The sequence below is a fragment of the Variovorax sp. FW301-JW7 genome (genome assembly GCF_058788795.1).
Map to the genome: position 1 here is coordinate 47,279 of NZ_JBYTBC010000004.1, position 12,862 is coordinate 60,140.

The 12,862-nt window shown below is 68.0% G+C and carries 13 protein-coding genes; 9 read left to right on the top strand and 4 right to left on the bottom strand.

Annotation, left to right across the window (positions count from 1 at the left end; genetic code table 11):
- Positions 1-21: 21 nt before the first annotated feature.
- Complete coding sequence (locus tag AC3WQM_RS12085; RefSeq protein WP_492678939.1) at positions 22-930, bottom strand: PhzF family isomerase; 909 nt, start codon at positions 928-930, stop codon at positions 22-24.
- Between the two features lie 7 nt (positions 931-937).
- Positions 938-1,375: a RidA family protein gene (locus AC3WQM_RS12090; protein WP_492678941.1), complete on the bottom strand. Its 438-nt coding sequence runs from the start codon at positions 1,373-1,375 to the stop codon at positions 938-940.
- 73 nt (positions 1,376-1,448) lie between these two features.
- Here AC3WQM_RS12090 and AC3WQM_RS12095 point away from each other — a divergent pair, with 73 nt between their 5' ends.
- Positions 1,449-2,363, top strand: coding sequence for a LysR family transcriptional regulator (locus AC3WQM_RS12095; protein ID WP_492678943.1), 915 nt, complete (start codon positions 1,449-1,451; stop codon positions 2,361-2,363).
- Here AC3WQM_RS12095 and AC3WQM_RS12100 read toward each other — a convergent pair.
- Positions 2,360-3,283, bottom strand: a complete 924-nt coding sequence (locus tag AC3WQM_RS12100; protein WP_492678945.1) for a LysR substrate-binding domain-containing protein — start codon at positions 3,281-3,283, stop codon at positions 2,360-2,362. The two genes, AC3WQM_RS12095 and AC3WQM_RS12100, sit on opposite strands and share 4 nt — an antisense overlap.
- Positions 3,284-3,440: 157 nt before the next feature.
- Between AC3WQM_RS12100 and AC3WQM_RS12105 the strand changes: the two genes are divergently transcribed.
- On the top strand, positions 3,441-4,430 hold the full coding sequence (locus tag AC3WQM_RS12105; protein ID WP_492678947.1) for a tripartite tricarboxylate transporter substrate binding protein: 990 nt from the start codon (positions 3,441-3,443) through the stop codon (positions 4,428-4,430).
- A 4-nt stretch (positions 4,431-4,434) separates the two neighbouring features.
- A complete protein-coding gene (locus AC3WQM_RS12110; protein WP_492678949.1) occupies positions 4,435-5,727 on the top strand; it encodes a hypothetical protein in 1,293 nt (430 codons plus the stop codon).
- A 21-nt stretch (positions 5,728-5,748) separates the two neighbouring features.
- On the opposite strand, the gene AC3WQM_RS12115 is transcribed toward AC3WQM_RS12110, so the two are convergent.
- Positions 5,749-6,240, bottom strand: coding sequence for an Lrp/AsnC family transcriptional regulator (locus tag AC3WQM_RS12115; RefSeq protein WP_492678951.1), 492 nt, complete (start codon positions 6,238-6,240; stop codon positions 5,749-5,751).
- Between the two features lie 153 nt (positions 6,241-6,393).
- On the opposite strand from AC3WQM_RS12115, the gene AC3WQM_RS12120 reads away from it, so the two are divergent.
- The 6 genes from AC3WQM_RS12120 (at position 6,394) to AC3WQM_RS12145 (ending at position 12,803) form a co-directional block, all read left to right on the top strand.
- Positions 6,394-7,233, top strand: coding sequence for an alpha/beta hydrolase (locus AC3WQM_RS12120; RefSeq protein WP_492678953.1), 840 nt, complete (start codon positions 6,394-6,396; stop codon positions 7,231-7,233).
- Complete coding sequence (locus AC3WQM_RS12125; protein ID WP_492678955.1) at positions 7,230-8,171, top strand: tryptophan 2,3-dioxygenase; 942 nt, start codon at positions 7,230-7,232, stop codon at positions 8,169-8,171. The genes AC3WQM_RS12120 and AC3WQM_RS12125 overlap by 4 nt, the downstream gene beginning before the upstream one ends.
- A gap of 3 nt (positions 8,172-8,174) precedes the next feature.
- Positions 8,175-9,404, top strand: a complete 1,230-nt coding sequence (kynU, locus tag AC3WQM_RS12130) for a kynureninase (protein WP_492678957.1) — start codon at positions 8,175-8,177, stop codon at positions 9,402-9,404.
- A 40-nt stretch (positions 9,405-9,444) separates the two neighbouring features.
- Entirely contained in the window at positions 9,445-10,566 is a 1,122-nt protein-coding gene (locus AC3WQM_RS12135) for a cupin domain-containing protein (protein ID WP_492678959.1), read from the top strand.
- 110 nt (positions 10,567-10,676) lie between these two features.
- Positions 10,677-11,588, top strand: a complete 912-nt coding sequence (locus AC3WQM_RS12140; RefSeq protein WP_492678961.1) for a fumarylacetoacetate hydrolase family protein — start codon at positions 10,677-10,679, stop codon at positions 11,586-11,588.
- 21 nt (positions 11,589-11,609) lie between these two features.
- Positions 11,610-12,803, top strand: a complete 1,194-nt coding sequence (locus tag AC3WQM_RS12145; RefSeq protein WP_492678963.1) for an amino acid aminotransferase — start codon at positions 11,610-11,612, stop codon at positions 12,801-12,803.
- The last annotated feature ends 59 nt before the right edge of the window (positions 12,804-12,862 follow it).

The following is a 12,862-nucleotide window of genomic DNA, read 5'->3' on the forward strand; positions in this document are numbered from 1 at the left end:
GGCGCCGCGATTGCGGTGGTGTCACGCCGCGCCGTCGAGCGAGGCCGAGAAAAGAATGCAGGCATCGCCCGCGATGGACACGGCCGCCGGCTCGCCGTTCGCGATCACGACCTCGACATGCACGACGCCGTCGCGCCGCAACGCGCGACCCTGGCGGCCCTGGAAGCGCAACGCCCGCCCGTCGTGGGCCATGAGCTTGTGGCGCACCAGGTAGGCGCCGAGCGGACCGTTGGCGTTGCCGGTCACGGGGTCTTCCATGATGCCGATGGCCGGCGCGAACATGCGCCCGTCGGTCACGGCGTCTTCCCCGGCCGGCTGCTGGAACACGAAGTAGCCGTTGCAGCCGATCTCCCGGCTCAGCCGCGAGAGCGCGGGCATGTCGGGCCGCAGCGCATCGAGGTCGACCCGCGGCGCCAGCGGCACGATGACCTTGCTGTGCCCGGTCGAAACGACCTGCACCGGAAGTGCGGCAGGCACATCGCCCGGCGCGAGCCCGAGGGCGGCCACGATGCGTTCGCGCAGCGCGCCTTCCAGCGGTGCTTCGAACACCGGCGCGCCCTGGTGCATGACGATCCGGTACCCGCCCGTGGCGCTTCGCGAGAGGCCCACGGTCTGGATGCCGGCGCCCGTCTTCTGCCGCAGCGTCACCTCGCCCAGCTGCAGCGCCGTGGCACGCGCGAAGTGCGCGGCAATGGTGGCGTGGCCGCACAGCGGGACCTCGGTGGTCGGCGTGAAGTAGCGGATGCGCAGGTCGTGGTCGTCCGCGTCGGCGCGCCACACGAAGGCGGTTTCGGAATGCTTGAGCTCGCGCGCCAGGTCCTGCATGGCTTCGTCGGACATGCCGTCCGCATTCAGCACGACGCCCGCGGGGTTGCCGCGAAACGGCGTGCGGGTGAATGCATCGACATGGAAAAGGGTGCGTGGGGTCATCGTCGTTTCAGCAGTGGGGGATGGGCTGGGGCTGCGCCGCGAGTGCGGCCACCATGGCGGCCTGCACCGCGTAGCCCTTGCGGATCGCGGCGACGCCGAGCACCGTGCGTGCGGGGCGATGCGCGCCGAAGAAGGTGGCGCACAGGCGGTCCGCCTCTTCCCAGTGGTCCAGGTCGGTGAGGTACAGCGTCAGTGAAAGCACCTGGGCCCGGCCGCTGCCTGCCGCCTCGAGAACCGCATCGCAGTTGGCGAGCAGCTGCTGCATCTGGTGGGCGAAGGCGCTGTGCGCACCGACACGCCCGGGTGCGCGCGGATCGACCGGCAGTTGGCCGGCGACATGCAGCACGCCCTGGTGCACGATGCCCTGCGCGTAGTGGCCCAGCGGGGCCGGTGCCGTCGAAGAGGTGACGGCCGTGATGGCCGCCTCGCTTGCTTGCGTTGTCATGGCGCCAAGCTTGACGGTGCCGCGGCGCCAAAGATCGGCATGAAAGAAATACACTCGTTCCCTGGAGGAATGAATGGCCGCAACATCCGATCTGCCGCTGGAACTGGTACGCGCCTTCGTGCGGGTGGCCGCGCACCAGAGCTTTGCGCGCGCCGCGCACGATCTGCGCATCACGCCTTCCGCCGTCAGCCGGCAGATCAAGCTGCTCGAGCAGACCCTCGGGGTGCAGCTGTTCTTGCGCACGACCCGCACGATGTCGCTCACCGAGGCGGGCACGACCTACCTTGCCGCGGCGCGCGAAGCCTTCGACCGGCTCGACGCCGCGGGCCAGGCGCTGGGCCGCATGCGCGACGAGGTGCGGGGCGAGTTGCGGATCAGCGCACCCGTGGCGTTCGGACGCCGCTACCTCGTGCCGGCGCTGCCGGCGTTCATGGACCGGCATCCGCAGCTGTCGCTGGACCTGGTGATGACGGACAGCTTCGTGGACCTGGCGGGCGAGGGCGTCGACGTGGCTGTTCGCATCGGCCGGCTCGAAGACTCGGCGCTGCGGGCGCGCAAGCTCGCGGCGAACCGCCGGGTGCTGGTGGCCAGCCCCGGCTACGTGCGGCGGCGCGGGTCGCCGAAGACGATCGAAGACCTGAAGCAGCACAGCTGCATCATCCTCACGGTCAACCGCGATGGCGAGCAATGGCGCTTCTCCGACGCCCAGGGCCAGGAGTTCTCCGTCAAGCCGAAGGGCGTCCTGCGGGCCAACAACGGCGACGCGGTGCTCGAGTTCGCCAAGGCGGGGCGCGGCATCGCGTTCCTTTCGCAGGTGCTGGTGCGCGATGCGCTGGCAGACAAATCGCTGGTGCGCGTGCTGCCGAAGCACGGTGGCGCGGACGCCGGCGTGCATGCGGTCTTCCGGGTCGACCCGCTGCTGAACCCGAAGGTGCGGGTGCTGGTCGACTTCCTGGTCGACCTGCTCGAGCCGCCGTCTGCGGCCTAGGCGCGCGCCTTCCGTGCGGTGGGCATCACGAAGCCCTGGAAGTAGTCGCGCAGCCGCGCGGTGAACTCCTCGGCGATGGCCGAAGGCGCCGACTGCGGCGAGAACGCCATCGACACCTCCACCGGGCAGCGCGGCGACAGCGGCAGGATCTTCAGGTCGCGCGCGAACACGGAAGCCACGTAGGGGTTGACGATGCCGACGCCGGTGCCCTGCGCCGCCATCATGCAGATGGTGACCGAGTAGGTGGTCTCGACCGTGGCGGCGCATTCGATGCGGTGCTGCTGCAGCGTGCGCTGGAACTGCTGGTGGATCTCGTCGTCGGCATTCAGCGTGAGCAGCACCTGCTGCTTCAGGTCGCGCACGTGGATGGCGTCGCGGTGCGCCAGCGCATGCCCGGGATGCACGACGCACACCGCGCTGGCCTTGTGCAGGCTGACCGCGTCGAGCTGCGGCTCGTGGAAGGCGGCGGTGCTGAGCGCGACGTCGTACAGGCCGTAGAGCAGGCCTTCGCGCAAGGCGTGCGTGCCGACGGTCTGCAGGTTGACGTGCACCTCGGGGTGCAGCCGCGAGAACGCATGGATCACCTGCGGCATCACACCGAGCCCGAGCGCCGGCGTGCAGCCCACGCGCAGCGAGCCCGCGCCCGACTTGCGCAGCACCGCCACGCTCTGCTCGATGCGGTCCAGGCCCAGGAAGTGGCGCTGCACCGTGTCGAACAGCTGGCGCGCCTCGTGCGTGGGGCGCAGCCGTCCCTTGTGGATGTCGAACAGCTTGAGCCCGGTGGCATGCTGGATCTGCGAGAGCAGGCGGCTCACGGAGGGCTGCGTGGTGTGCAGCAGCGCCGCCGCGGCGGTGGTGGTGCCGGTCTGCATCACGGCGCGGAAGGCCTCGATCTGGCGGAAGTTCAACGGTCGCGACATGCGGGGGCTCCTGGGGCTGCGCGGTGCAAAGCATGGCATATCTTTTCTGCATAGCCTGCGAATGAAAATGAATTTTTCAGAATGATGCTGCGTTCCTAGACTGCACCCTATCCACCTCTCTCCATCGCGCCGTCGCGGCGCACAGCAAGGAAGACGCATGACACAGCACTGGCCCCGCAGGGCCGCCGGCCTCGGCCTTCTCGCACTGGCCCTGGGCGTCGCCTCGACGTCGCAGGCATCGCCGCCGCAGGCCTACCCCGACCGGATGATCCGGCTCGTGGTGCCCTTCACCGCCGGCGGCAGTTCCGACGTGCAGGCCCGCATGCTGGCCGACCGGCTGGGCAAGCTGTACAAGCAGTCGGTGGTGGTCGACAACAAGCCCGGCGCCGGCGGGCACATCGGCGGCAAGTTCGTGGCCGATGCGCCGGCCGACGGCTACACGCTGCTGCTCGGCTCGATCGGACTGCACGCGACCTACGGCGTGTTCAAGAAGCTGAGCTACGACCCCGCGACCGACCTGAAGGTGGTCACGGTGCTGGCCGAGATGCCGCACGTCGTGGTCGCCAACCCCGCCTTGCCGGCCAACGACCTGAAGCAGCTGGTGGCGCTGGCGCGCAAGCAGCCGGACACCATCAACTTCGGCTCGGCCGGCGTGGGCTCGTCGGTGCACATGATCGGCGAGCTGTTCAAGCTCACGGCCAACGCACCGATCGTGCACGTGCCCTACAAGGGCAGCACAGCCGCACTGAACGACCTGCTGGCCGGGCAGATCCAGCTGATGTTCGAGAACCCGCCGACCACGCTGGCCCACATCCGCGGCGGCAAGCTCAAGGCGCTGGCCGTGACCGGCAAGGCCCGCCTGCCGGCACTGCCCGAGGTGCCGACCGCGATCGAGTCGGGCTTCCCGGCCTTCGAGGCCACCTCGTGGACCACGGTGGCGGTGAGCGCCAAGGTGCCCGACGCCATCGCCGACAAGCTCAATGCCGACATCCGCAAGATCGTCGCCGCGCCGGAGTTCCGCAAAGGGCTGTCGGAGCAGGGCATGACGCCGGTGGCGAACACGCGAGATGTCGCGACGAAGTTCATTGCGGCCGAGAAGCTGCGCTGGGACCAGGTGATCCAGCAAGGCCGCATTGCCGCGGAGTGAGCCCATGTCGACGAACCCACTTCCCGAGCAACTCCGCCTCGCGCCCGTGCCCTGCCGCCGTGTGGGCGATGGCGCGCAGCACCATTTCTTCGGCTACTACAACAAGAGCGCCTGGGACCGCAGCGGGCGCTACCTGCTGGCGCAGCAGGTGCCCTGGATGGACGCCGAACTCACGCCGACGGCGGCAGCACGCATCGGCTACTTCGACCTCCAGGACAACGACCGCTTCCACGCGGTGGGCGACACCACCGCATGGAACTGGCAGATGGGCAGCCAGTTGCAGTGGCTCGACGGTGCACCGGGTCGCCAGCTGATCTACAACAGCCGCACCGGCGATGCCGATGCGTTCTACCCCGGCTTCGGCGCCACGGTGCTCGACGTCGACACCGGCGCGAAACGCCTGCTGCCGTTGCCGATCTACGTGGTGGCGCCCGACAGCCGCTGGGCCTTGAGCGTGGACTACCGGCGCCTGTACATCACGCACCGCACCATCGGCTACAGCGAGGCCGGCGGGCCGTTCGAGCTGCCGCTGGCACCGGCCGACGACGGCATCCACGCGACCGACCTGGCCACCGGCACGGCGCGGCTGCTGCTGAGCTACCAGGACCTGCGCCGGTTTCATCCGCGCGCGTCGATGGACAAGGCGATCCACTGGGTGAGCCACATCGAGGTCAACCCGTCGTCGTCGCGCGTGCTGTTCCTGCACCGCTGGACCGAGCGCGTCGAGGACGAGACCTGCTTTCTGCACCGCCTGCTCACGATGAACCCCGACGGCTCCGACCTGCGCCTGCTGGAGTGCTCCGACCACCCGCTGCCGCAGCTGGCGGACGACTTCGATCCGGCGGCCGTGGGCACCTTCGACTACGAGAAGTCCGAGTACCAGATCTCGCACCCGCTGTGGCAGGACGACGAACACATCATCGTGTGGGGTCCGCACGCCGGAAAGATCCACTACCACCTGTACCACGACCGGGTGGGCGGCGAGGTCCGCGTGATCGGCGACGGCGTGCTGGTGGAAAACGGCCACATGACCTTCTCACCGGTGAACACGCGCTGGCTGCTGAGCGACACCTACCCCGACGCACAGACGCACGAGCGGGTGCTGTTCCTGTTCGACATGGAAACCGGCCGGCGCCACGACCTGGGCAGCTTCTACGCCTCGCCGGCGCTGAGCAAGGAGAACCGGTGCGACCTGCACCCGCGCTGGCGCCGCGACGGGCTGCAGGTGTGCATCGACTCCGTGCACGAATCGCAGCGGCAGATGTACATCGTCGACGTGTCCGACATCGTGCGATGAGACCCGGGGGCCACGGCCGGTTCAGCCGCCGCTGGCGCCCGGTGCGTCGAACGGAAGGTGCGATGAACTCTTGATCGTGTGCAGCACGAAGGCACTGCGCACCTCGCGCACATGCGGCAGGACCGCGAGCACCTTGCGTCCGAATTCCGCGAAGTCGTCGATGTCGCGGGCCACGACGCGCAAAAGGTAGTCGTCCTGCCCGGAAAGAATATGGCAGGAAAGAATATTCCTGACCGGTTTCAACGCCGTTTCGAATTGGACCGCCTGCTCTTCCGAATGCGAGGTGATCTTCACGAAGACAAAAGCCTCGATGCCGAAGCCCAGCGCTTTCCGGTTCAGTGAAATTCCATAGCCTTCAATGACCTTCGTCTCTTCCAGGCGTTTCACGCGCCGCCAGCAGGGAGAGACGGAGCTGTTCGTTTTTTCCGCCAGCTCGGCCATCGAGATGCGCGGGTTCTGCTGAAGCTGCGCCAGCAGGGCAAGGTCGACCGGTATCAGCGCTGTTTCGCTCATGTTTTGCTCCGTGATTCTCTGGATGGGGATATTTTTCCAGTTTATCAATCGCCGGAGAAAATTCATGCCTTTTTGAGGTCTTTGAGGTGGCCATACAGGCAAGAATTTCCAGAATGAATTAACCATAATTCATGCATTCAAAGAGCACCACGAATGCAGGATTCAATCAATTCAGAAGCAAGGGCGAAAGCGTATTCGCCAAGCTCCGTGGCGCCGGATTTTGCAAAAACAATTGCCGAATACGAAAGCCGCAGTGCGCTCGCATCCAAGCGGCATCCTTCACGTGAAATTGGCTATGGCGATTCGCCGGACGAAAAAGCCATTCTTTTCGAGGCGAAATCTGCATCGCCACCGCCATTGCTGGTATTCATTCACGGCGGTTATTGGCAGGAATTGTCCGCGCGGGTTTCATGTTTTCCCGCCCTGCAATGCGTGGACGAAGGCATCTCCTATGCCGCGATCGACTACACGCTGGCGCCGCACGCCTCGCTGGGGAGCATCGTGCGCCAGTGCATCCGGGCGGTGCGCACGCTGGGCGCCTTCTACCGGCGCCGGCATCCCGGTGCCCGCATCGTGATCGCCGGCAGCTCGGCCGGCGCGCACCTGGCGGCGATGCTGCTGGCGGCGCTGGACGACATCGACGCGCCGCTGCAGGGGGCCGTGCTGCTGTCGGGCGTGTACGACCTGCAGCCCCTGGTCGGCACCTACATCAACGACAAGCTGGGGCTCGATGCGCCCGCGGCGCTGCGCCTGAGCCCGTTGTTCCTGCCGGTGACGGCCCGGGTGCCCGCCGTCGTCTGCTGGGGAGAAAACGAGACCGACGCCTTCAAGCGCCAGAGCCGTGACTACGCCGCCCGCATCGGCGCGAACGGCCGCCCGGCGAGCGTCTACGAAGTCGCGGGCCGCAACCACTTCGACATTGTTTTCGACCTGTGCGATCCAGCCACCCGCCTGGGCCGCGACACCTTCCAACTGCTGCGAGGAACCCCATGAGAAAGCCAACACCCCGTGTCATCCCGACGGTGAGAGACCCGGCCCTGGAACTGTCGCTCGTCCGGGCGGTGGACATCTCCACCCACGACAGCCGCGACGAGGCCGTCAAGGCCACCGACGGCCAGCCGATGATCGAGTTCGCCGGCAAGAGCAATCCGTTCATCGACTACCACCGCAACGACCTGCTGCTCAGCACGCAGCACATGCGCAGCGAGGGCCACGACGAGATGGTGTTCATCCTGATGACGCAGTGCAAGGAGCTGATCTTCAAGGCCATTCACTACGAGGCCTTCAACATGCAGCTGCGCCTGCGCGACGACGACCTGGCGGGCGCGCTGGCGCTGGCGCCGCGCATCAAGCGCCTGTTCGAGTACCTCACCAAGACCTGGGACGTGCTGTCGACCATCACCACCAGCGGCTTCAACGAGTTCAGGGACTGCCTGGGCGTTTCATCGGGGCAGCAGTCGTACATGTACCGCCATGTCGAGTTCGTGCTGGGCAACAAGTCGCGCAGGCTGGCGCAGGCGCACGAGAACAATCCCGACGTCTATCCGTACCTGCTGCAGTCGCTCGAGTCCCCGAGCCTCTACGACGAGGCCCTGGCCTTGCTGCACCGGCGCGGTTTCGCGGTGCCCGAGCGCGCGCTGAAGCGCGACTGGAGCGAAACCTACCAGTCCAACCCCGCGGTCGAGCAGGCCTGGCTCGCGGTGTATGCGCAGCCCTGGCCGGAGAACCCGCTCTACCAATTGGGCGAAGCGCTGATCGAAATCGCCGACCTGTTCTCGCAGTTCCGCTTCAAGCATTTCACGTCGGTGGAGCGCATCCTGGGCTTCAAGCCCGGCACCGGCGGGTCGGCCGGCGTCGGCTGGCTCAAGCACGTGGTGGAGCACCGGTTCTTTCCCGAGTTGTGGTCCATCCGCACCGTGATGGGGGCCTGAGTCGTGAGCGTCATCGACATGCATCCGGGTTCTTCGGCAGACGCGGCGCCCGGCCGCTTCAGGCACCGCTTCCACATGCCGCCGGGGCTGCGCTACTTCGACGGCAATTCGCTGGGGCTGATGCCCAGCGCCGTCGCACAGGCGGTCTCCAACGCGGTGTCGCTCGAATGGGCGGACGGCCTCATCCGGTCGTGGAACGGCGCGGGCTGGCGCACGCTGGCGCAGCGCGCGGGCGACAAGATCGCCCGCCTGGTCGGTGCCGAGGCCGGACAGGTCATCGCCTGCGATTCGACGTCGGTCAACCTCTACAAGGTGCTCGTCAGCGCGGTGCGGCTGCGCGCCGGCCGCGCGCGCATCGTCACCGATGTGGACTCGTTCCCGACCGACCTGTACATCATCGACGAGGTCGCCCGGCAGTTCGGGCTGGGCGTGCAGCAGGTGCGCGCGGCGGACATTCCGTCCAGCCTGGATGCGGACGTCGCGGCGGTCGTGCTGACCCACGTGGACTACCGCACGGCGCAGGTTCACGACATGGGGCGATACAACGAGGCCGCCCACGCGGCGGGCGCCCTGATGGTCTGGGACCTCTCGCACACCGCGGGCGCGGTGCCCTGCGCACTGGACGCCAGCGGCGCGGACTTCGCCGTGGGCTGCGGCTACAAGTACCTGAACGGCGGGCCGGGCGCACCGGGCTACCTGTATGTGGCGCATCGCCACCAGGCGGCCTGCGACCAGCCGCTGGCGGGCTGGTTCGGCCACGCGCGGCCGTTCGAGTTCTCGCCTGGCTATGCCCCGGCGCCGGGCGTGGACCGGTTCCAGTGCGGCACCAGCCCGGTGCTGGCGTTGACGGCACTGCATGCGGCGCTCGATGCCTTCGAGGGCACGTCGATGGAGGCGCTGCAGGCGCAGAGCCTGGCGCTCACCGATGCCTTCATCCACGGCGTGGACACCCGGCTGGCCCGCCATGGCTTCACGCTTGCTTCGCCCCGCGACAGGCAGCAGCGCGGCAGCCATGTCTCGCTGCGGCATCCCGAGGGCTATGGCGTGATGCAGGCGCTCGCGCAGCGCCAGCTGATCGGCGACTTCCGCATGCCGGACTTCATGCGCTTCGGCTTCGCGCCGCTCTACAACACCTTCGACGACGTGCAGGCGTTGATCGATGCCATCGACCAGATCATGCGCGATGCCTCGTGGAACAGCGACGCACACCGGGTCCGGCACGCCTTCACCTGACGCCTTCCCTTCCCGTTGCCAGAACAAAGAGAGACACCCCATGGTCAAAGTTCATGATGCCTTTCGCGAAAGCGTGGCCGGCCGGGCCGACGTGGCCGACACACCGCAGCTGCTGGCGTACTACGACGAGCTGGAGCGGCTCGACACCGGCGCGCTGTGGACGGTGGCCAACAAGATCGAACCCTGGCAGCCGCAATCGGCTTCGGTGCCGGTGCTCTGGCGCTACCGCGACCTGCGTGCGCACGTGCTGCGTTCGATCGACCTGGTGACGCCGGAGAAGGCCGGCCGCCGCGTGATCTACCTGAACAACCCGGGCCGCCGCGACGTGGCGGCGGCCGTCGGCTGGCTCTATGCGGGCCTGCAGGTCATGCACCCGGGCGAAGCCGCCTCCGCGCACGCGCATTCCGCGTCGGCGCTGCGCTTCATCATGGAGGGCACGGGGGCCTACACCGTCGTCGACGGCCACAAGATGACGCTCGGCGCCAACGACTTCGTGCTCACGCCCAACGGCACCTGGCACGAACACGGTGTCGGCGCCGAAGGCACCACCTGCATCTGGCAGGACGGGCTCGACATTCCGCTGATCAACGCGCTGGAAGCGGGCTTCTACGTGGTGCATCCCGACCTGTCGCAGGCCGTGACGCACGCGGTCGACGACGCCACCGCCACCTGGGGCGGCGTGGCCCTGCGGCCGCACGACGTGGTCTGGCAGAAGAACTACTCGCCGCTGTTCAAGTACGAGTGGGGGCCCACCTATGAGGCGCTGCGCAAGCGCGCAAGCGTGAGCGACGGCAGCCCGTTCGACGGCATCCTCATGCACTACGTCAACCCCGTGACCGGCGGCCCGGTGATGCCCACCATCGGCGCGAGCATGCAGCTGCTGCGTCCCGGCGAACACACGAAAGCCCATCGCCACACCGGCAGCTTCCTCTACCAGGTGGCCAAGGGCCGCGGCTTCAGTGTCGTCAATGGCCGGCGCTTCGACTGGCAGGAGCGCGACATCTTCTGCGTGCCGTCGTGGATGTTCCATGAACATGCCAACCTTTCTGCGACCGAAGACGCCTGTCTGTTCTGCTTCAGCGACCTGCCGGTGATGCAGTCGCTGGGCCTGTATCGCGAAGAGGCGCTGGCCGAGAACGCAGGCCACCAGCCCGTGGGCTGACCGCGCGCCGCGCGCCCTTTTTTCTTTTCCCCACCGTCCCGCTTGCATGCGCGCCTCGCCGAGCGCGGGGAGGTGTCTTGCCGTCTTTTTTTCTCTCGGAGAACCGATCCATGCGTCTCGTCACCTACCGCGCCCATCCTGCCGCCGCCGCCCGACTGGGCGCACTGGTGGACGAACAGGTCGTCGACCTGGCCACCCTGGGCGCCGCCGCCGGCGTGGCCCTGCCCGACGACATGCTGGCCTTCATCGACCTGGGGCCGCAGGCCGTGCGCATCGCCGGCGACCTGTTGAAGGAACACGCCGGGCGCTGGCCCCTGGCGTCGGCGCTGCCGCTGGCCAACGTGCGGCTGCTGGCGCCGATTCCCAGGCCGCGCAAGAACATCTTCGGCATCGGGCTCAACTACGTGGAGCATGTGGCCGAATCGAGCCGCACGCTCGACACCGCCAAGGAGTTGCCCAGGCAACCGGTCATCTTCTCCAAGCCGCCGACCACGGTGATCGGCCCCGGCGAAGCGATTGCGCACAACGCCAGGCTGACGCAACAGCTCGACTGGGAGGTCGAGCTCGCGGTGGTCATGGGCACGCGCGCCAGCCGCGTGACCAAGGAGGCGGCGCTGTCGCACGTCTTCGGCTACAGCGTGATGATCGACGTGAGCGCCCGCGACTGCCGCCGCGCGGGGCAATGGATCTACTCGAAGGGGCAGGACACCTACGGCCCGTTCGGTCCCTGCATCGTCACCGCCGACGAGATCCCCGACCCGCACGGCCTGGACCTCTGGCTCACCGTCAACGGCCAGATGAAGCAGTCGTCCAACACGCGCCATCTGCTGTTCGATGTGCCGCACCTGATCGCGGACATCAGCGCGGGCATCTCGCTGGAGCCCGGCGACATCATCGCCACGGGCACGCCCGAAGGCGTGGGCGCGGGCCGCACGCCGCAGGAGTGGCTGTGGCCGGGCGATGTGGTGGAGGCCGGCGTCGAAGGCATCGGCACCTTGCGCCACCCCGTCGTCGCCGTCTGAGTCCGCCACGAGGCACGCCCCATGTTCAGCCACCTCGCGGCCAGTCCCGACGATCCGATCCTGGCGCTCAACGAGGCGTTCATGCGCGACGCCAGGGCGCACAAGGTCAACCTGTCGATCGGCATGTACTTCGACGCAACCGGCGCGCTGCCGGTGCCCGATGCCGTGCGTGAAGCCGAGCGAAGGCTGGCCGCGCGTGCCGGCGCGAAGCCCTACCAACCCATCGAGGGCCAGCCGGATTTCTCGCAGGCCGTGCGTGCGCTGCTGTTCGGCCCCGGCCACGAGGCCGTCGCCGCGGGCCGCATGGCCACGCTCCAGACGGTCGGCTCCTGTGGCGCGCTGCGCGTCGGCGCCGAGCTGCTTCGGCAGGCCTTTCCCGGCAGCGCCGTCTGGGTGAGCGACCCCACCTGGGAGAACCACCGCGCCATCTTCCACAGTGCCGGCATGGCCGTGCACGCGTACCCGTACTTCGACCACGGCACGGGGCGCCTGCGCTTCGACGCCCTGTGCGAGGCCATCGGCGCACTGCCCGCGCACAGCGTGGTGCTGCTGCATGCCTGCGGCCACAACCCGACCGGCGCGGACATGACGCACGCCGAATGGACGCAGCTCGCGGCGTTGATGGCCCGGCGCGCGTTGATTCCTTTCGTCGACCTGGCCTACCAGGGGTTCTGCGAAGGGATGGAGGCCGACGCGGCACCCGTGCGCCTGCTGGCGGATGCAGGGCTCGGCCTGCTGGTCGCGAACTCCTTTTCCAAGAACATGGGTGTGTACGGCGAACGCTGCGGTGCGCTCAGCGTGGTCTGTCCCGATGCCGCGCAGGCGGCGCTCGTCCTGGGGCAACTGAAGGCGATCGTTCGACAGAACTATTCCAGCCCGCCGATGCACGCCGGACGGCTGGTGGCCGAGGTGCTGAACGACGCCGCCTTGCGCGAGGCATGGGCGCGCGAGGTCGAGGGCATGCGCCTTCGCACGAACGCCATGCGCGCCGCGCTGCATGAGGCGCTGCGCCAGCGTCTTCCCGGGTACGACGCCGGCTACCTGCTGCGCCAACGCGGCATGTTCAGTTTCACGGGCCTCTCGCCTGCGCAGGTGGATGTGTTGCGGGCGTCGCACGCGGTCTACCTGGTGCGCTCCGGGCGCATGTGCCTGTCGGGTCTGAACGGCGGCAACGTGGATCGCGTGGCCGATGCGATCGCACGCGTCATCGGCTGAGGTCGTGCCGTTCGACGCGCTTGCTCTTTCCTTTCTTCCACGCTTCATCCCCTTCGAAG